This is a genomic window from Streptodolium elevatio (assembly GCF_053592165.1).
In genome coordinates this window covers 102,525-120,367 of sequence record NZ_JBSFVE010000017.1, presented here as the reverse complement: position 1 = coordinate 120,367, position 17,843 = coordinate 102,525, and the positions used below count along the sequence as shown (strand labels likewise).

General features: G+C 72.0%; 16 protein-coding genes and 3 pseudogenes. 14 read left to right on the top strand and 5 right to left on the bottom strand.

Going from position 1 to position 17,843, the window contains the following annotated elements; all coding sequences use genetic code 11:
• Window positions 1-104 precede the first annotated feature (104 nt).
• The 4 genes from ACWD12_RS28240 to ACWD12_RS28225 are packed head-to-tail and all read left to right on the top strand — an operon-like array spanning window position 105 to window position 3,959.
• The gene (locus ACWD12_RS28240; RefSeq protein WP_450101925.1) at window positions 105-1,055 is read left to right on the top strand and encodes an ABC transporter permease; all 951 of its coding nucleotides are present in this window, start codon (window positions 105-107) and stop codon (window positions 1,053-1,055) included.
• Entirely contained in the window at window positions 1,052-1,984 is a 933-nt protein-coding gene (locus ACWD12_RS28235; RefSeq protein WP_450101924.1) for an ABC transporter permease, read from the top strand. Before ACWD12_RS28240 ends, ACWD12_RS28235 begins: the two co-directional genes overlap by 4 nt.
• The gene (locus tag ACWD12_RS28230) at window positions 1,984-3,033 is read left to right on the top strand and encodes an ABC transporter ATP-binding protein (RefSeq protein WP_450101923.1); all 1,050 of its coding nucleotides are present in this window, start codon (window positions 1,984-1,986) and stop codon (window positions 3,031-3,033) included. The genes ACWD12_RS28235 and ACWD12_RS28230 overlap by 1 nt, the downstream gene beginning before the upstream one ends.
• The gene (locus tag ACWD12_RS28225) at window positions 3,033-3,959 is read left to right on the top strand and encodes an ABC transporter ATP-binding protein (RefSeq protein ID WP_450101922.1); all 927 of its coding nucleotides are present in this window, start codon (window positions 3,033-3,035) and stop codon (window positions 3,957-3,959) included. Before ACWD12_RS28230 ends, ACWD12_RS28225 begins: the two co-directional genes overlap by 1 nt.
• A 16-nt stretch (window positions 3,960-3,975) precedes the next feature.
• On the opposite strand, the gene ACWD12_RS28220 is transcribed toward ACWD12_RS28225, so the two are convergent.
• Complete coding sequence (locus ACWD12_RS28220; RefSeq protein ID WP_450101993.1) at window positions 3,976-4,941, bottom strand: TIGR03557 family F420-dependent LLM class oxidoreductase; 966 nt, start codon at window positions 4,939-4,941, stop codon at window positions 3,976-3,978.
• A gap of 161 nt (window positions 4,942-5,102) precedes the next feature.
• On the opposite strand from ACWD12_RS28220, the gene ACWD12_RS28215 reads away from it, so the two are divergent.
• From ACWD12_RS28215 to ACWD12_RS28180, 8 genes and pseudogenes are all read left to right on the top strand, one after another.
• Complete coding sequence (locus ACWD12_RS28215) at window positions 5,103-5,948, top strand: M55 family metallopeptidase (protein WP_358359621.1); 846 nt, start codon at window positions 5,103-5,105, stop codon at window positions 5,946-5,948.
• Window positions 5,949-6,079: 131 nt separating this feature from the next.
• Window positions 6,080-7,210, top strand: a complete 1,131-nt coding sequence (locus tag ACWD12_RS28210; protein WP_450101921.1) for a helix-turn-helix domain-containing protein — start codon at window positions 6,080-6,082, stop codon at window positions 7,208-7,210.
• 49 nt (window positions 7,211-7,259) lie between these two features.
• Window positions 7,260-8,117, top strand: a pseudogene (locus ACWD12_RS28205) (cytochrome b); the annotation flags it as partial.
• 67 nt (window positions 8,118-8,184) lie between these two features.
• Window positions 8,185-8,244, top strand: a pseudogene (locus ACWD12_RS28200) (hypothetical protein); the annotation flags it as partial.
• A 123-nt stretch (window positions 8,245-8,367) separates the two neighbouring features.
• Window positions 8,368-9,069 carry a hypothetical protein gene (locus tag ACWD12_RS28195; protein WP_450101920.1) on the top strand — a complete coding sequence of 234 codons (702 nt, stop codon included), beginning with the start codon at window positions 8,368-8,370 and terminating at the stop codon, window positions 9,067-9,069.
• Between the two features lie 217 nt (window positions 9,070-9,286).
• Window positions 9,287-9,676, top strand: a pseudogene (locus ACWD12_RS28190) (MFS transporter); the annotation flags it as partial.
• A gap of 62 nt (window positions 9,677-9,738) precedes the next feature.
• On the top strand, window positions 9,739-10,023 hold the full coding sequence (locus tag ACWD12_RS28185) for a hypothetical protein (protein WP_450101997.1): 285 nt from the start codon (window positions 9,739-9,741) through the stop codon (window positions 10,021-10,023).
• A 183-nt stretch (window positions 10,024-10,206) separates the two neighbouring features.
• On the top strand, window positions 10,207-11,097 hold the full coding sequence (locus ACWD12_RS28180; protein ID WP_450101919.1) for an alpha/beta hydrolase: 891 nt from the start codon (window positions 10,207-10,209) through the stop codon (window positions 11,095-11,097).
• Window positions 11,098-11,247: 150 nt separating this feature from the next.
• On the opposite strand, the gene ACWD12_RS28175 is transcribed toward ACWD12_RS28180, so the two are convergent.
• Entirely contained in the window at window positions 11,248-11,853 is a 606-nt protein-coding gene (locus ACWD12_RS28175) for a TetR/AcrR family transcriptional regulator (protein ID WP_450101918.1), read from the bottom strand.
• 74 nt (window positions 11,854-11,927) lie between these two features.
• Here ACWD12_RS28175 and ACWD12_RS28170 point away from each other — a divergent pair, with 74 nt between their 5' ends.
• On the top strand, window positions 11,928-13,928 hold the full coding sequence (locus tag ACWD12_RS28170; protein ID WP_450101917.1) for an alpha/beta fold hydrolase: 2,001 nt from the start codon (window positions 11,928-11,930) through the stop codon (window positions 13,926-13,928).
• A gap of 32 nt (window positions 13,929-13,960) precedes the next feature.
• Here the strand turns inward: ACWD12_RS28170 and ACWD12_RS28165 are convergent, their stop codons facing one another.
• Both ACWD12_RS28165 and ACWD12_RS28160 read right to left on the bottom strand, forming a co-directional pair.
• Window positions 13,961-15,160: a thiolase family protein gene (locus ACWD12_RS28165; RefSeq protein ID WP_450101916.1), complete on the bottom strand. Its 1,200-nt coding sequence runs from the start codon at window positions 15,158-15,160 to the stop codon at window positions 13,961-13,963.
• A 44-nt stretch (window positions 15,161-15,204) separates the two neighbouring features.
• Window positions 15,205-15,603, bottom strand: a complete 399-nt coding sequence (locus ACWD12_RS28160; RefSeq protein ID WP_450101915.1) for a Zn-ribbon domain-containing OB-fold protein — start codon at window positions 15,601-15,603, stop codon at window positions 15,205-15,207.
• 437 nt (window positions 15,604-16,040) lie between these two features.
• On the opposite strand from ACWD12_RS28160, the gene ACWD12_RS28155 reads away from it, so the two are divergent.
• Window positions 16,041-16,610, top strand: coding sequence for a hypothetical protein (locus ACWD12_RS28155; RefSeq protein WP_450101914.1), 570 nt, complete (start codon window positions 16,041-16,043; stop codon window positions 16,608-16,610).
• Between the two features lie 88 nt (window positions 16,611-16,698).
• Here the strand turns inward: ACWD12_RS28155 and ACWD12_RS28150 are convergent, their stop codons facing one another.
• On the bottom strand, window positions 16,699-17,769 hold the full coding sequence (locus tag ACWD12_RS28150) for a LacI family DNA-binding transcriptional regulator (RefSeq protein ID WP_450101913.1): 1,071 nt from the start codon (window positions 17,767-17,769) through the stop codon (window positions 16,699-16,701).
• Window positions 17,770-17,843 lie beyond the last annotated feature (74 nt).

The window sequence follows — 17,843 nt, the reverse complement described above, 5'->3', positions numbered from 1 at the left end:
GCGGGCGGCCCGGCAGCCACCCCGGCCGGGCCGCCCGCCGCACCACCGTCCCGCCACGCCGCTTCGCCGTCCCGCCGCATCCCACTCCTACGGAGGTCTCCCGTATGGCCGCCCGCGCCCTGCGCCTCACACTCGGGCTGCTCGCCACCCTGTTCGCCGCGTCGTTCGTCATCTTCGGCGCGTTGTACGCGGCTCCGGGGGACCCCGCCACCTTCCTGGTCGGGGGCCAGGAAGACGCCACACCGGAGAAGCTCGCCGCGGTACGCGCCGCCTACCATCTCGACGACCCGTTCCTGGTGCGCTACGGCGACTGGCTCGGCGGCGTCCTGCACGGCGACTTCGGACGCTCGCTCCAATACAACGACCACGTCGCGGACCTGCTCTCCTCCCGACTGCCGACGACCCTGTTCCTGGTCGCCTACTCCGCCGTCCTGTTCGTGGTCGCCGGCATCGCCCTCGGCGTCGTGTCGGCGGTACGCGGCGGCCGCCTCGACGCGGTGATCGTGGCGGTGTCCACGCTTCTCGCCTCGATCCCCAAGTTCGTCAAGGCCCTCGCCCTCGTGGCGTTCTTCGGCGTGCAACTCGGCTGGTTCCCGGTCACCGGGGCCGGCGACGGCTTCACCGACCGCCTCTACCACCTGACCCTGCCCGCGCTCGCCCTCGCGCTCGGCGAACTCGCCGTCGTCAGCCGGGTCACCCGGCAGAGCATGGTCGAGCAGTACAAACAGGACCACGTCGCGGTGGCCCGCGCCGCGGGCCTCGCCGAGCACAAGGTCGTACGCCGCCACGTGCTGCGCAACGCCCTCGCGCCCGTCGTGACCATGTGCGGCCTGATCGTCGCGAGCCTGTTCGCCGGGACCGTGGTCGTCGAAACCGCGTTCGGCATCAGCGGCATGGGCTCACTGCTCGTGCAGTCCATCGACATGCACGACTTCCCCGTCACACAGGCCGTGCTGCTGCTCATGGTGCTCGCCTACATGGTCGTCACCACCGTCGTCGACCTCCTCCATCCGCTCATCGACCCGCGGGTCCGCCTCGAAGGAAGCCGCGCATGACCCTCCTTCAGGACTCCCAGCCGGGGCGTCCGTCGTCCGACCCCCGTTCGCCGGGCCGCGCATCCGGCCCGCGGACCGGGGCCGAGCCCGCGGCGACCCGCCGCCGCCGGTCCGCGCGCCGCAAGTGGCCGCTGTCGTTCTGGATCGCGAGCGGCTTCCTCGCCCTGACCGCGCTCGCCGCGCTGCTCGCGTCGGTGATCTCGCCGTACGCGCCGGACGCCATCGACCTCGGCGCCTCGCTCGCCGACCCGGACGCGAACCACCTGCTGGGCACCGACCAATCCGGCCGCGACCTGCTCTCGCGCGTCCTGCACGGAGCCGGGCCGAGCCTCGTCGCGCCCCTCGCCCTCCTCGCCCTCGCGTCGGTCGTTGGCATCGCGCTCGGCACCGTCGCGGCGTGGCACGGCGGGTGGGTGGACGCCCTGCTGTCCCGGGTCACGGATGTGATGTTCGCGTTCCCGGGGCTGTTGTTCGTGATCCTGGTCGTCTCGGTGTTCGGGGACGGGCTGACCACCGCCGTCGTCGCGCTGGCCCTCGCGTACTCGCCGGTCGTCGCGAAGTACACGCGCAGCATCGCGCTGGCCGAGCGGTCCAAGCCGTACATCGACGCGTACCGGGTCCAGGGCATGAGCGGCACGGCGATCTGCGCCCTGCGCCTGGTGCCCAATCTCGCGCCGCAGCTGCTCGGCTACCTGGTGCTGATGTTCGGCCAGGTGCTCATGGGCATGGCGACGCTCAGCTACCTCGGGTTCGGCGCGCAGCCGCCCAGTTCGGAATGGGGACTGATGGTCAAGGAGGGGCAGGCCGCCCTGGTGCAGGGGGCATTGTGGCCGGTCATCGTGCCGGGTACGGCGATCGCCCTCGTCGTGGTGGCGTTCAACATCGTCGGCGTGCGGATCTCCGACCGCCTGGGCGCGAGGGAGCGCTGATGACCATGCGAACCGACGCGGCCCCGCTGCTGCACATCGCGGACCTCACCGTGGAACTGCCCGGCGCGGGCGCCCGGCGGCCCGTCCTCGACGGCGTCGACCTGCGCGTGCACCGCGGCGAAGTGGTCGGCCTGGTGGGCGAGTCAGGCTCCGGCAAGTCCACCACCGCCAAGGCGGTCCTGGCCATGCTGCCGGACGACGCCGAGATCGCCGGCACCGTCGCGGTCGGCGGCGCCGACGTCTTGGCCATGGACGCGCGCACACTGCGCGAACTCCGGGCGAACCGCGTGTCCATGGTCCACCAGGACCCGCGCTCGTCCCTGAACCCCGTGCGCCGCATCGGCGACTACCTGACCGAGCGCATGGTCCACACGATGGGCCGACGCCCGGCGGACGCCCGGGCGCACGCGCTCGAACTCCTCACCGCCGTCGGCATCACCCGCCCCGAGCAGCGCATGCGCCAGTTCCCGCACGAGCTTTCCGGCGGCATGCTGCAACGCGTCGTGATCGCGGCGGCCCTGGCCGGCGACCCGGAGCTGCTGCTCGCCGACGAGGCCACCAGCGCGCTCGACGTGACCACCCAGGCCGAGATCCTCGCGATCCTGCGGGAGCACCAGGCGGCGCGCGGGCTGGGCATGCTGTTCATCACGCACGACCTGCACCTCGCGGCGGCGTACTGCGACCGCGTGTACGTGATGTACGCGGGCCGCGTCGTCGAGGAGCGCTCCGCCGAGCGGCTGTTCCGCGACCCGCGGCACCCGTACACGGCCGGACTGCTGGACTGCACGCCCGAACTCGGTGACGCCCGGGCGCTGCGCCCGATCCCGGGCCGGCCGCCCTCGCTCGACGACGCCTTCGAGGGCTGTCCGTTCGTGGCGCGCTGTCCCTCGGCCGAGACGGAGTGCGAGACGTGGCGCCCGTTCCCGCGGGAGATCGGTGGCGGCGTGGACGACGACGGGGTGGTGGCCTGCCGACTGGCCGACGTACGCGACCGGCCCGGGTCGGATCCGGTCGACCAGGTGGTCCGCATCGAGAAGGTGGGTTCGTGATGTCCCCGGTGGATCCGAAGGCCGGCAAGGCCCGGCAGAAGTGGAGTCCGCGGGATCCGGCGACGCCGGGCGCCGACACGGACGCGGTTCCCGCGCTCCGGGTGCACGGCCTGTGCAAGGAGTTCCGGGCGCGCGGCGAGCGGCCCGGGGACGGCACGGTTGCCGCGTCCGACGTGTCCTTCGCCGTCCCGGCGGGCGGCGCGCTGGGCATCGTCGGCGAGTCCGGATCCGGCAAGTCGACGATCGCCCGCATGCTCGTCGGCCTGCTGGCGCCCGACCGGGGCACGGTCGAAGTCGACGGCCGGGAAAGGTCGTTCCGCTCGCACGTGGGCCGCGCACAGCGCCTGGCCCGGGCGCGCGAGGTGCAGATGGTGTTCCAGGACCCGTACGTCTCCCTCGACCCCCGCCTGAGCGCCGAGCAGTGCGTCGGGTCGGTCCTGCGCCTGCACGGCCTCGGCGACCGCGCCGCCCGGGCGCGGCGTACCGCGGAACTCCTCGACCAGGTGGGCCTGGGCTCCCGCGAGGCGGCCGCCCGGCCGCACGCGCTGAGCGGTGGACAGCGCCAACGCCTTTCGATCGCCAGGGCGCTGGCCGCCGGGCCGCGCGTCCTGGTGCTGGACGAGGCGGTCTCGGCGCTCGACGTGTCGATCCAGGCGCAGATCGTGCGGCTGCTTGCCGACCTCCGGCGGGATTCCGACGTGGCGCTGGTGTTCGTCACCCACGACCTGGCGGTGGTCCAGCACGTCACGGACGACCTGCTCGTGCTCTACCGCGGCGTCGCCGTGGAACAGGGGCGTACGGCCGAGGTCCTGGCCGCGCCGCGGCACGCGTACACCCAGCTCCTCGTCGGCTCGGTGCCGCGGCCGGGTTGGGATCCCGCGGAGGTTGTACGGCTGCGGGCGGCGGTGCTGGGCGCGACGGTCTGAAGCGCGCGGCGGCTGGTCAGAGGGACTTGAGCGCGGGCAGCAGTTTGTCCTTGGCCCAGTCGATGTACTCGTGCTGCCGGTCCCCGCCGATCTGGACGAGTGCGACCTCGGTGAAGCCGGCGTCGGCGTAGGCGCGGACCGCGTCCACGAAGGCGTCCACGTCGTCGCCGCAGGCGATGCTGCCGGCGATGTCGTCCTCGCGCACGAACTGCGTCGCGGCCGAGAACGCCTCGGTCCCCGGCAGGTTGGCGTTGACCGGCCAGCCGCCGCCGAACCAGCGGAATTCCCGATGGGCGCGGGCCACCGCCGCCGCGCGGTCCGGGTCCCAGCTCACCGGGACCTGCCCGACCACGGGCTTTCCGGCGCCGCCCGCTTTCGCGAAGGCGTCGACGAGGTCGGAGTCCGGTTCGACGGCCACGCCGATGTCGCCGTGTTTTCCCGCCAGCGCGCAGCTGTGCGGGCCGGACATGGCGATGCCGATCTGCGGCGGTTCCTCGGGAAGGTCCCAGAGCTTGGCGCCGGACGCCTGGAAGTGGGTTCCGCGGTACGTCACCTCACCGCCCGCGAACAACGCCCGGATGATGTCCACCGCCTCGGTGAGCATCTCGTGGCGGATCCGAGGTGGCGGCCACCCCTTGCCGATCACGTGTTCGTTGAGGTTCTCGCCGGATCCCAGGCCGAGCCGGAACCGGCCCTCGCTGAGCAATTGCAGCGTCGCCGCCTTCTGCGCCACCACGGTCGGGTGGTAGCGCAGGATAGGGCAGGTCACATAGGTCATCAGCGGGATGCGCGTGGTGGCCTGGGCGGCGGCACCCAGCACACTCCACGCGTACGGCGCGTGCCCCTGCGCGGCCAGCCACGGAGAGTAGTGGTCCGATGTGACGGAGAAGTCGAAGCCCGCCTCCTCGGCGTGGACCACATGGTCCACGAGCTCCCGCGGCCCCGCCTGCTCCGTCATCATCGTGTAGCCGATAGCGATCATGCTCCGCGGCTTGCCCGAGGCAGGGATGTGAAACATCCGCCGCCGCCTCCGGGAGCACCGCCGCCCCGCGTCACCGGCTGCCCCGCCGCGTCGCCGGTAGCATCCGGTACGTACCGGTGCCCGTCCACCGCCTTCGCAGGCCGACCCGTCCGGAGCCCGCCGTGCAGGTGTACATCTCGATAGACATGGAAGGCGTGGCCGGTGTCGCCACGATCGACCAGGTGGTCCGCGGCGGCCACGGCTACCCGGCCGCGCAACGCCTGATGACCGGCGAGGCGAACGCCGCGATCGCCGGAGCGTTCGACGCGGGTGCCGAGACGGTCGTGGTCAACGACAGCCACGGGACGATGGACAACCTCGTCCACGCGGAACTCGACCCGCGCGCCCGGCTGGTCTTCGGCACCCCGAAGCTGGACTGCATGGCCGAGGGCCTGACCGAGGAACACGACGTCGCGCTGTTCCTCGGCTACCACGCCGCGGCCGGCGCGCACGGCGTGCTCGCCCACACGTACTCCTCGCACTTCACCGAGGTCCGCCTGAACGGCCGCCCGGTCTCCGAGACCGAGGTCAACGCCCTCCAGGCCGCGGCCGTCGGTGTCCCGGTCGCGCTGGTCACCGGCGACGACGTGATCTGCGAGACGGTACGCGCCCGACTGCCCAAGGCCCACACCCTCGCGGTGAAGACCTCGCACGGCTTCTCGGCCGCGAACAGCCTCTCGCCCACCGAGGCGTGCGCGCGGATCCGGGCCGCCGCCGCCGCGGCCCTCGCCGACCGCGACGCGCTCGCCCTCGCCGAGATCCCCGAGGTGCTGCGGCTGGAGCTGGACATGCCCAACGCGTCCGCGGCCGAACTGGGCGCACTCATCCCGACGGTGACGCGTACCGCCGACCGCACGCTGGAAGGCGAGTTCGGCACTCCTCGTGAGGTCCTCGGCGTCATCACCATCTGCTACGAACTCGCGGCCGCCTCGATCCGCAGCCGCACCGCCCTGGCCAACCGCCGCTGAGCACGCCGCCTTCCCGCGTCATCTGACCTGTCGAACCGCGTTGTCGGAGCCTTGCCGCCCCCGCGCGGCATCGCGCCGTTAACATGACCGGCCGTCGGCAGGCGTGACTTGTACCCGGGAGGGCCGTGACCGTGAGCCGTCCACCCGCTGCGGACGACGCGGCGAACAACCGGTCGCCGTCGGCAGCTCCGGGCGCCGGCCCGTCGAAGCGCCACACCCTCCGGCGCGGCGCGCGCCGGCCGGTGGTCCGCGTCGGCCCGCACCTCCAGGGCACCCGGGTGCCCGATCCGGACACCTGGCGCACGGTTCTGCGCGATGCCATCGTCGCGTTGGACGCCACACCGATCGGCGCCACCGCCCGCTACGACCGGGCAGACGACGGCAGACCCGGGTACACCGGGTGGGTCTATCTCCTCGAACTCGGCCGCACCACCATCAGCGACGTGGGCTCCGACCCCATGCGCGTGGCCCGGACCGCACGGCTCATCGACCGGAACCCGATCGACCTCCACCACCTGTCCATCGGACAGCGCGCCAGTTGGGCCGCCCAGGGCGGCCGGCTCGCCCGGCTGAATCCCGGGGACGCACTGCTCTTCGACAGCTCCCGGCCCTGGGCGTTCACCGCCGACGGCTTTGTCCACCAACTCGTCGTCGGGGTACCGAGGAAGGACCTCGAGCGCAGCGTCGGCAGTCTGGGGCAGGCCGCGCTCGGCCGGCCCATCCGTGCCGAGAACCCCACGCTGCGCGTGCTCACGACGGTGATCGGCGAACTCGCCCGGAACACGTCCGCGCAGAACGGCGACGTACTCCTGGAACTCGGCCACACGGTGGCCGAACTGCTGGCCTCCACCTTGCGGTTCGAGAGCGCGGGCCGACAGGACCTGGCCGACCCGCGGTTGTCCCGCAGCGCCCAACTCCCGCGCATGCTGGACTTCGTACGCCGCAATCTGGGCGACCCGGACCTGTCGCCCCGCGCCGTCGCCGAGGCGTTCGACGTCTCCCTGCGGTACGTGGAGCTCGTCTTCCGCGAAGGCGGCCGGTCCCCGGCCCGGTTCATCCGTGAGAGCAGGCTCGACGAGGCCCGCCGAATGCTCGCGGACCCCCGGCAGCGCCACCGGCCCATCGCCGCGATCGGCCGGTCGGTGGGCATCGAGAGCCCCAGCGCGTTCGCCCGGGCCTTCCGCAGCCGGTACGCGACGACACCACGCGAGTACCGGCACACTCGGGACCTCCCCACGCCACCCGAGGAACCCTGCGACTGACGCGGCGGTGTGCGGCGGCCGCGTACGGCAGCGACAAGCGGCAAGCGGCATGCGACCTGCAACGTGCGGCGGCAGGGCGGGGTGGTCGGGCCCCTCGACGTCACAAAACGCGGCTCCGGATCGTCTGAGGGCAGAGCCCCTTTCACATCCAGTCCGTGCCGAGTCCGCATCGAGGAGGCGTCATGCAGGGGAGTCCGGCATGAGCGACACCGCACGACCTGTCGGCGCAACCGACAGCAAGGCCGTACGCCGCGCCGACGCGGTCGACGAGAGACTGGGGATCTACCGGCTCGCCGGGCCGTACATCAGGAAGGTCTTCCCGGACCACTGGTCCTTCATGATCGGCGAGATAGCCCTCTACAGCTTCGTCGTCCTGCTCCTGTCCGGGGTCTTCCTGACGTTCTTCTTCGAGCCGAGCATGAGCGAGGTCGTCTACGACGGCTCCTACGTGCCGCTCCAGGGCATCCACATGTCGGAGGCGTACGCCTCGACCCTGGACATCAGCTTCGACGTCCGCGGCGGGCTGCTGATCCGGCAGATCCACCACTGGTCGGCGCTGATCTTCATCGCGGCCCTGTTCGTGCACATGTTCCGGCACTTCTTCACCGGATCGTTCCGCAAACCACGCGAAGTCAACTGGCTCTTCGGATTCCTGCTGCTGGTGCTCGCGATGCTCAACGGCTTCCTCGGCTACTCGCTGCCGGACGACCTGCTGTCCGGCACCGGCCTGCGGATCGCCGAGGGTGTCATCCTCGCCATTCCCGTGGTGGGGACGTACCTGCAATTCTTCGCGTTCGGCGGGGAGTTCCCGGGCGACGACGCCATACCCCGGCTGTTCACGCTGCACGTGCTGCTGGTCCCCGCGATCATGGTGGCGCTGGTGACCGTGCACCTGATCCTGGTTTTTTTACCACAAGCACACGCAGTTCCCCGGGCCCGGCCGCACCGAGGACAACGTCGTCGGGCAGCCGTTCCTGCCGGTCTACACCGCCAAGGCGGGCGGCTTCTTCTTCGTCGTCTTCGGGGTCACCGCGCTGCTCGGCGGACTGGCCCAGATCAATCCGATCTGGGCGTACGGCCCCTACCACCCCGGCCAGGTCAGCGCCGGGTCCCAGCCGGACTGGTACATCGGGTTCCTCGAAGGGGCGCTGCGCCTGATGCCGAACTGGGAGGCGAACGCGTTCGGTCACACCGTCAGCTTCAACGTGCTCGTCCCGGCGGTGATCGTCCCCGGCCTGATGTTCACGCTGCTCGGCGCGTACCCGTGGATCGAGGCGTGGATCACCGGCGACAGACGCGAACACCACCTGCTGGACCGCCCGCGCAACATGCCGGTCCGCACAGGGCTCGGGGTCGCGTGGATCGCGGCCTACGGCGTGCTGTGGGTCTGCGGCAGCAACGACATCATCGCCACCCACTTCCACCTGTCCATCAACACCATCACCTGGACCGGGCGGATCGCGTTCTTCGTCGCACCCGTCGTCGCGTACGTCGTCACCGTGCGCTGGTGCAAGGGCCTGCAACTGCGCGACCGCGACAAAGTCCTGCACGGTCGCGAGACGGGCATCGTCAAGAAGCTCCCGCACGGCGAATTCGTCGAGGTCCACGAGCCGCTCGACCCCGTACGACGCCACATCCTGACCGCCCACGAGCAGTACGAGCCGCTCGTGGCCGACCCGTTGGCGGACGAGAACGGCGTGGCCCGGAGGGTCACGGCCGGACAGCGCCTGCGCGTACGTCTGTCCCATTGGTACTTCGCCGACCAGGTCCGCAAGCCGACACCCGCCCGGCCTCGCCAGCTCTCCGACGCCGCGAGCGAGGCCGACCGACCCGCCGCCGAGCAGCGGTCGCGCATGTGACGCCGGGTCCGCGGGAGGCCGACGGTGTCACCGGTGCCGACCGCCCGCGGACCCAAAACCCGCCGCCGCGACGACTTCGGCCCTTCCCGGTTGTCAGAACCAGTGACGCCGAAACTCGTGGAGGGCCGTGGTGGATGTGGTGGACGTGGTGGACGGCACGAATCGCACGACTGCCGAGCAGCGCTGGGTGCTGGGCCTGACCGCGATCGGCTCGGTGATGGTGGCGCTCGACGCCCTGGTGGTCGCGGCCGCGCTGACCACCGTCAGGCACGACCTCGGCGCCTCGGTCCAGGAGCTGGAATGGACGGTGAACGCGTACAGCCTCAGCTTCGCGATGCTGATGATGACCGCGGCGGCGATCGGCGACCGCTGGGGGCGGCGGCGTACCTTCGCGAGCGGCCTCACGCTCTTCTCGGTCGCGTCGGTCGGCTGTGCGCTGGCGACCTCCGCGGGGTGGCTGATCGCCGCCCGCGCGGTCCAGGGGATCGGGGCCGCGGTCGTGATGCCGCTGGCGATGGGCCTGTTGGGCGCCGCCTTCCCGCCGGAGCGCCGCAACTGGGCGATCGGCGCCTTCAGCGGTCTGACCGGGCTGGCCGTGCTGAGCGGCCCGGTGATCGGCGGCGCGGTCACCGAGGGCTTGGCCTGGCAGTGGATCTTCTGGATCAACGAATGCCGCCGATCCCGACCTGGTTCGACGGCCGCGAGGACGTCCTGCGCCTGCTCGCCGCGAAACTCCGGCCGGAGGGGGGACAGCGGATCGCCGTGGCGACGTCCGCGAACGGCCGACCCGCGTTCGCCGTCTACAACCGCGGGCCGGACGAGGTCTTCCACGCGCACTCGGTGCAGGTGCTGACCGTGACGAAGGCGGGGATCGCCGCGGTGCTGGCCTTCCACCGGGCGGACCTGTTCCCGCTCTTCGGCCTGCCGGTCGACCGGGGTGCCCGGGGCGGCTGACGCACCCAGGTGGTCCGCGGGACGGATCCGCAGGGATCCGGCGAAGTTCCGAAGAAGATCCCGAAGGTGCGATGAGTTCGGCGCGGTTCTCCGGTCCTACCTCCCAGAGCCGCCCGGCCGATTGTGCCGTGGCGGCCACCGGACCCGGAACGGACCGGGCCGAGCACCGACACGGGAGCAGCCATGACCAGCACGCACACCGTCGCCTCCGCGGACGGCACCGCGATCGCTTACGACCGCTACACGCCGCGGAACCCGAACCCGGCGGGCGGGATCGTGGTGCTGGTCGGCGGCGCGTTCAGCTACCGGAAGTTCCCGAAGATGGTCCAGCTCGCCGAAATGCTGGCCGACGAGCAGGGGCTGACGGTCGTGCTCCACGACCGCCGCGGCCGTGGCGACAGCGGCGACTCGCCGGGACGCCACGACTGTGCGCAGGAGATCGACGACCTGGCCGCGGTGGTCGCCGCCGAGGGCGGGTCGGCCGCGCTGTTCGGCTGGTCGTCGGGCGCGGTCCTGGCGCTGCGGGCCGCGGCGTCCGGGCGGATCCCCGGAATCGAGCGGGTGGTCGCGTTCGAGCCGCCGTTCGTCGTCGACCGCACCCGGCACGTGCCGCCGACGGACCTGGCCGCAACGCTGCACCGGCTGGTCGCCGAGGACCGGCGCGGTGAGACCGTGCGCTACTTCATGACCAAGGCCATGGGCATCCCGTCGCCTTTCGTCGGCCTCATGCGGATCACCCCGATGTGGTCGAAGCTCACCGCTGTCGCCCCGTCCACCGCGCACGACTGGGCGGTGATGGCGGACCACATGCGCGGTGAGCCGCTGGACCCGGCCGACTGGGCGGGTGTCGAGGTCCCGGTATTGGTCGTGTCCGGTGGCCGCAGCGAGGCATTGCTGCGTACCGCCGCCCGGGCGGCGACCGCGGCGCTGCCTGACGCCCGGCACGTCGAGATCGCGAAACTCAGCCACAACCCGAAGGTCCCGCTCCTGGTGGCGGCGGTCGACGGGTTCCTCACGGGGCGGGCCGCGGGAGAGGACCCGCAGCCCGGGGCGTCCGCACCGACGCGGGCCTGAGTCGCCGGCCCGGTTGCGGGTCGGCTGCCGCAACGGGACGCCTGCCGTGGCTCGGCTGCCGGGACTGTCGTGCCGCGGACTGTGTGCCGCGGGCAGGTGTGCCGCGGACTGTGTGCCCAGGCGTGCTTGCCATGGCAACCCCGCCAGGGCTCAGTCCCGGCCGGCGAGGATCGCACGGAGGATCTCGGTCCACCAGTCGAGCATGTGCTCGCGCGCGGTCTCGTCGAGGCCGACGCTGCGGCGGAACTCGTCCCCGAACAGCGGTTCCGTGGCGACCGCCTGATGCAGTGCGGCCACCGTCAGCTGGATCGACTCGCGCAAAGGAGGGGTGCGTCCGGCGGCCGCGCACCGGTGCCGCGCCTGCGCGTGCAGCCTGTCCACCACCTCGTCGAGCAGTCCGCTGCCGGTGTCGCGTCGGCCGGACCGGTGGAGGGCGAGGGCGAGTTCCGCGTAGCCGTCGGCGTACAGCGCGGCGAGTGCGCGCACCAACTCGGCCGGCTCGGGCGGACCGTCGGCCCACGCGCCCAGCACGGCGTGCAGTTCGGCCTTCAGCTTGGTCCCGCCGAAGCGCAGCAGGGAATCCAGCAGTTGGTCACGTGTGCCGAAGTGGTGGTTGACCGCGGCGTCGGTCACCCCGACCTCGGCGGCGACGGCGCGCACCTGCACGGCGGCCGGACCGCCCGCGGCCAGCAGCTTGCCGGCCGCTTGGAGGATCATCCGCCGGGCGTCATCGGGGTTGCGTCGTACGCGGGCCATCCCCCGACCCTACCTTGACGCCTCAAGGTTGTCGTCCTTACCTTGATGAGTCAAGGTAAGGACGAGGAGGCGGCGTGCGGGGACGACCCGGGATTCCGACGATGCTCGAACTGGCGGTCCAATTGGGCGTCACCGTCCGCGATCCGGCGCCGCCGCGCGCGTTCCGGTTCTCGAACGCGGGGTGCGGCCTGCACGGACTCGACTGGGGCGGCACGGGACTTCCGGCGATTCTGCTGCACGGCGGCGGACTTACCGCGCACACATGGGACTTCGTCTGCCTCGGCCTGCGCGACGCGGCCCGCCCGGTCGCACTGGACCTGCGCGGCCACGGCGACAGCGACTGGTCGGACGACTACCGCATCGCCACCATGGCCGACGACGTGGTCGCCGCCGCCGACCACCTGGGCCTCGAACGGGTGGGGCTGGTAGGCATGTCGCTGGGCGGCGTGGTCGCGGCGCATGTCGCCGAAACCCGGCCCGATCGTGTGGCGCGGCTGGCACTCGTCGACGTCGCACCCGGCGTGGACTTCGAAGGTACGCGGCGGGTACGGGAGTTCATGGCCGCACTCGCCCCCGTGCGCGAACTTGACGCGGTCGTCGAGGAAGCCATGCGCGTCAGTCCGCGCGCGCACCGGGCAGGCGTGGCCTACCGCATGAGCACCCTGTTCCGCCGCGGCCCGGACGGCGAGTGGGTACCGAAGGGGGATCCGCGTCCGCCCGACTTCCCCGCGATCCTCGCCGCCATCGAGCGCCTGGCCGTCCAATCGGCGGGGGTCCCACTCCTGTTGGCACGCGGGGGGCGCAGCAAGGTACTTCCGCAGGCCGCCGCGGAACGCCTGATCGCGAGCGTCCCCGGCGCGGAACTCGTCGTGGTGCCGGACGCCGGCCACAACGTCCAGGAGGACAACCCGGCAGCGCTGACCACCGCATTGTGTACGTTCCTGTGCCCGGGGCCGGCAGCCTCGGAGTCGGAGTCGGAGTCGGCGCCGCTCCGTACAGTGCGTCGCATGACGACCCACGAGTACAAGTACTGGTCCTCGGAGGCGCGGTTCCGGAGCCTGGTGCGGGAATTGGCGCCGCTGGACATGGGCGGATGGCTGCTGGAGGACGTCGAGGCCGCTCTTGGCACGCTGGGGTGGGCCCTGCTTCCGGTGCCGCCGAACCAGGTCGTCGACCCGGCCCGAGGCCCGCTGGACGGAGTGGGCTGGGAACTGGGCCGCCACCCGCGCGGCCCCCGGCAGGGGGTCGGAGTCGTGGCCGCGGCGGACGGCGCGCCTCCGCGGGCCGTCAGGGTGGAGGTCAACCTCGGCTACGGCATCGCGTACGACGACGACCACCGCGACGAGGTGCACTTCCTGCGGACCGCCTGGGACGTCATGGAGGAAGTCCTCGACGCACCCCCGACGTTGTGGGCCGGCGCAGGCCGGAAGTGGGACAGCCGCGGCCCCCGGATGTTGTGGCGACGTCCTGGCGAAACCACCCTCGCCGTGGGACTGGACGTGCACTCGGTGCCGGTCATGGCCATGCTGCACACCGCATCGGACGGCGACGCCGCGGGCGCCCGGCACGAGTCACCGGGAGTGTGGCGCGCCGGAGAGCCGGCCGACCTGCCCGCGCTGCCCGAACCCGAGCCGCGCGCCGCGACGACCTGGAAGCGCGTCGAGACCGGACTCGCCGAGGCCCTGCGGGCGCTGTGCGCCGACACACCGTGCCTGCCGGGCGCGTTCGTCCTGCACGTGCGGTCCACCCGCTACCCGCTGCGCTTCGTCAGCGCCTGGAACGAGGGGTTCGACCTGCGCATCGAGTCCTTCGTCAACGACACGCCCGTCGACCCGGACGCGCTCGTCCGGCGCGGTTGGTCGGATGCCGGCGGCCTGTGGCAGCGGCGCTTCGGCGACGCCAAGAGCGGCGACGCCGGCACCGCGGCGGCGATGCTGCTGGAGGCCATCCGTACCGCGGGTGTGGAAGACCCGGATGAACTGGGCTACCACGGGACCGTGTCCGGACGCGGCCACCTGTTCGAGCTGGAGCTACCGCACCTGGGGCCGGCCCGGATGAGTGATCCGTTCGGGTGACACCGGGCGGACGATCCGTCGGACGGTGTCGGCTACTTCTCCAGGATGTGCACGGCCGCGCTGGAGCCGAGGCCGATCACGTGGGTCAGGCCGACGCGGGCGCCGTCGATCTGCCGGTCGCCCGCCTCGCCGCGCAGGTGTGCGGTGACCTCGTAGACGTTGGCGATGCCGGTGGCCCCGATGGGGTGGCCCTTGGACTGCAGGCCGCCGGAGACGTTGACCGGCAGGCGTCCGTCGCGCCACGGGGCGCCGGAGTCGAGGAAGTCGGCGGCGCCACCGGGCTCGCACAGCATCAGGTTGTCGTAGTGCAGGAGTTCGGCGGTGGCGAAGCAGTCGTGCAGTTCGACCAGGCCGAGGTCCTCGGGGCCGATGCCGGCCTTCTCGTACGCCGCGGCGGCCGCGTTGCGGGTGCAGGTGGACACGTCCGGCAGGACCTGCCCGCCCGGCACGTACGGGTCCGAGGTGAGGACCGAGGCGGCGATCTTGACCGCGCGCCTGCGTACCTCCAGGGGCAGCGTGGCAAGACGCGCCGAGGAGCACAGCACGACCGCGGCGGCGCCGTCGGTGTTGGCCGAGCACATGAGCGAGGTGTTCGGGTAGGAGATCATCGGCGCGGCCTTGATCTCGTCGAGCGAGAACCGCTTGCGGTACTGCGCGAGCGGGTTCAGCTCAGAGTGCGCGTGGTTCTTCTCGCTGATCTTGTAGAAGTGCTCCACGGACGCCTGCGGGTTGTCGTGCAGGTACGCGGTGCCCGCCTGGGCGAACACACTCGGCATGGTCTGCGACCCGAGGATCCCCTCGACGGGCATGACGCGCCCGTCGCGCCCGCTGGGCGTGTATTCGGTCCTGGCTTCGGCGGGGCGGGCGGCGGCACCGAGCAGCCCCATGCCCGAAGTCTTCTCCACACCCACGGCGATGCCCAGTTCGGATTCGCCGGCGAGGATCGACAGGTGCACGGTCCGCAGCGCGGTGGCGCCGGTCGCGCACGCGTTGGCGACGTTGTAGACGGGGATGCCCGTCTGGCCGATCTGCTTCTGCAACTGCTGGCCCAGCCCGGCGCCGGCGTGGAACAGCGAGCCCGCGGCAAGGACGTCCATGTCGGCGATGGTCGTGCCGGAGTCGGCGAGCGCGGCCAACGCCGCCTCGGCGGCCAGGTCGAGCACGTCCATGCCGTCGTGCCGGGCGAACCGCGTCATGTACGCGCCGACGATCCACACGTGGTCGGAGGCCATTCCGGATCCCTTCTCTCGGCGTCGGATGCGCGGCGCCTGGGGCTTCAGTCGAGCGGGGCGAACCCGTACGCCACGGCCTCGACACCGTTGTCGTCGGTGCCTGCCACGAAGGTCCGCAGGCGTACCGGCATCCCGAGCACGATGTGCGCCGGGTCCGGCTCGACGTCCACCAGGTTGCTCTGCACGATCGGCCCGTCCTGCAGCCGCACGATCGCCGAGACGAAGGGGACCGGTACGCCGGGGGCCGCCCGGTGGACGATGGTGAACGCGACGACGGTGCCGTCCGTGTCCCAGGTCCGCTCGCCGAAGTCGGTTCCGCCGCAGGAGGCGCACGCGTTGCGGCGGGTGAGGAAATCGGCCTCGCACGTGCCGCACACGGCCGACCTCAAGCGCGGCTCGGGCTCCAGCACCAGGTGGTCGACGAGGGGGACACGGCTGGCCATGCGACTCCTTCGGACGAGTCGGTACGGGTCTGGGCGGAACGCGTCAGGTCGGTCAGGTCGGTCGCTTCAGATCGGGTCAGGTTGGCTCAGCTCGGCTCAGCGCAACACAACTCGGTTCAGGACGGTAGGGCCAGGCTGCGGGAGTAGGGCACTCCCGCGGCCACCCGGCCAGTCATACATGCCTTGATGCATGACTTCAAGAGGCGTCCGGCGGTGCCGCCGGCACCCTGGGAAGACACGACGTAGCTTCGGCCGTGCCGGGCGGGACCGTGGCCTCGACTGCCGACTCGTCGCCGTCCAGCCGCCAGGCCACCGAGGCGGGGCCGGCGAACAGTCCCTCTGGATCATCCCGCTGCGGTGGTTTATAAGTGTATCGCGTACGTTAATGAGAGTCCGGTCGGCCCCGACCGGACCGTGCCCCGCGGAAGGGATCCGACATGTCCGAGGCCACCGAGATCCGGCCGGTCGACCGGCGGATCACCCACGCCGAACTCCTGCACCGGCCCGGCGAGCGCGCGCTCGCGGCCCGGGTCTTCACGCTGCTCGGCTGCGAGGTCGTGGATCGGGGCGGCCATTGGTTCACCGCCCGGGTGGAGCCGGGGAGTGCCGGCTACACCGACAACGTCCTGTACGCCTCCGAGGTGACGCCCGAGCAGTGGGCCTTCGAGACCGAGTTGGCTTCGCGGATCGACGCCGGCGGCGAACTCGCCGCGACGGCTGCCACCTGGACGGACTCCCTGCGGAATCGGCCGCAGTACTCGTACCACTTCGGCATCCGCCTGGGCACCCGCGCGGCCTTGGAACAGGCGGTACTCGACATCGAGGACGCGGGTGCGAACGACCCCGAACTGGCCGGGCGCATCGCCGTGTCGGGCGTCTACCGCCCCGAGGACCCGGACGCGGCCACCGACACGATGATGCAGGTCTTCGTCCGCACCGACGTCCTGGCCTGCGGACTGCTGACACTCGGGCAGCACATCGAACTCCAGTGGCACGTACCGCAATAGGGCGGTGAACCCGACGACGGTCGCCGGCCGGCGCGCTCCGGCGGCTCTCGTCGCCCGTCGGCGCCGCCTGTTCCCGCGTCCCCTGGGCTCAGCCGGTCCTCGGCACGCGGGTGTTGCTGGACTCCCGGACGACGAGCTCGGGTTGCAGGACGATGCGCCGGTGGCGATGCCCGTCCGCGTCGTCCGAGGTCTCTTCGAGCAGGAGCTCGGCGGCGGTGCGTCCGATGACGGCGGCCGGCTGGCGTACCGAGGTCAGGGGTACGGCGGCCGCGGCGGCGAACTCGATGTCGTCGTAGCCGACCAGGGCGATGTCGTCGGGGACGCGTACCCCCGCGCCGTACAGCGCTTGGAGCACGCCGAGGGCCATGAGGTCGTTCGCGCAGAAGACCGCGGTCGGGCGGGAGGCCAGCCCCAGCAGGCGGGCCCCGGCGTCGCGGCCGGAGGCGACGTCGAGGTGGTCGGAGGTGATGTGGACGAGGGCGTCCGGCTGGAGGCCGGCGTCCGCGACCGCGGTCCGGGCGCCCTCGAGGCGGTCGCGGACCTGGGGGAGCCGGGTGGGGCCGCCGACGAACGCCAGGTGCCGGTGTCCGGCGTTCAGCAGGTGCGCGGTGGCCATGGTGCCGCCGCGGACGTCGTCGACGGAGACCGAGCAGCCTTCCTCGGCGGGCAGCGAGCGGTCCACCAGGACGAAGGGGATGCCCTTGGCGCGCAGCGCCTCGACGGTTCTGCCGCTGGAGTCCGCCGGTGTCACCAGCACGCCGCGGATGCGCTGCTCGGCGAAGAGGGAGAGGTACTCCGTCTCCTCGGTGGTGCTGCCGGCGCTGTTGCAGACCATCACGCCGAGGTCGGCGTCGCGCAGCGTACGCTCGGCGCCCTTGGCGACCTCGGCGAAGAAGGGGTTGGCCAGGTCCAGCACCAGCATGCCGACCAGGCGGCTGCGGCCGGCGCGGAGCTGGCGGGCGAACTCGCTGCGGACGTAGCCGAGCTGTTCTATGACCGTGCGCACACGCAGGCGGGTTTCCTCGGAGACCATCTCGGGGTTGTTGATCACGTTGGAGACGGTGCCGACGGACACGCCCGCGTGCCGCGCCACGTCCTTGATCCCCACCCTGCCCGTCGCGGGTGCGGGGGTCGTCGTCCTACGTGTCGGTGCCGGCATACGGTCATCGTAGAGGGCCGTGACCCGCGGTGACCGGGGGCGGTCGGCGGGGTGACCCGCGTCGCGCTCGGAGA

What these genes read in the sequence shown, in the direction of transcription:
- ACWD12_RS28225 (WP_450101922.1), top strand. Translation starts at nt 3,033, where the DNA reads ATGTCCCCGGTGGATCCGAAGGCCGGCAAGGCCCGGCAGAAGTGGAGT.
- ACWD12_RS28235 (WP_450101924.1), top strand. Translation starts at nt 1,052, where the DNA reads ATGACCCTCCTTCAGGACTCCCAGCCGGGGCGTCCGTCGTCCGACCCC.
- ACWD12_RS28185 (WP_450101997.1), top strand. Translation starts at nt 9,739, where the DNA reads ATGCCGCCGATCCCGACCTGGTTCGACGGCCGCGAGGACGTCCTGCGC.
- ACWD12_RS28165 (WP_450101916.1), bottom strand. Translation starts at nt 15,160, where the DNA reads ATGGCCTCCGACCACGTGTGGATCGTCGGCGCGTACATGACGCGGTTC.
- ACWD12_RS28160 (WP_450101915.1), bottom strand. Translation starts at nt 15,603, where the DNA reads ATGGCCAGCCGTGTCCCCCTCGTCGACCACCTGGTGCTGGAGCCCGAG.
- ACWD12_RS28150 (WP_450101913.1), bottom strand. Translation starts at nt 17,769, where the DNA reads ATGCCGGCACCGACACGTAGGACGACGACCCCCGCACCCGCGACGGGC.
- ACWD12_RS28155 (WP_450101914.1), top strand. Translation starts at nt 16,041, where the DNA reads ATGTCCGAGGCCACCGAGATCCGGCCGGTCGACCGGCGGATCACCCAC.
- ACWD12_RS28230 (WP_450101923.1), top strand. Translation starts at nt 1,984, where the DNA reads ATGACCATGCGAACCGACGCGGCCCCGCTGCTGCACATCGCGGACCTC.
- ACWD12_RS28175 (WP_450101918.1), bottom strand. Translation starts at nt 11,853, where the DNA reads ATGGCCCGCGTACGACGCAACCCCGATGACGCCCGGCGGATGATCCTC.
- ACWD12_RS28240 (WP_450101925.1), top strand. Translation starts at nt 105, where the DNA reads ATGGCCGCCCGCGCCCTGCGCCTCACACTCGGGCTGCTCGCCACCCTG.
- ACWD12_RS28220 (WP_450101993.1), bottom strand. Translation starts at nt 4,941, where the DNA reads ATGATCGCTATCGGCTACACGATGATGACGGAGCAGGCGGGGCCGCGG.
- ACWD12_RS28195 (WP_450101920.1), top strand. Translation starts at nt 8,368, where the DNA reads ATGCCGAACTGGGAGGCGAACGCGTTCGGTCACACCGTCAGCTTCAAC.
- ACWD12_RS28180 (WP_450101919.1), top strand. Translation starts at nt 10,207, where the DNA reads ATGACCAGCACGCACACCGTCGCCTCCGCGGACGGCACCGCGATCGCT.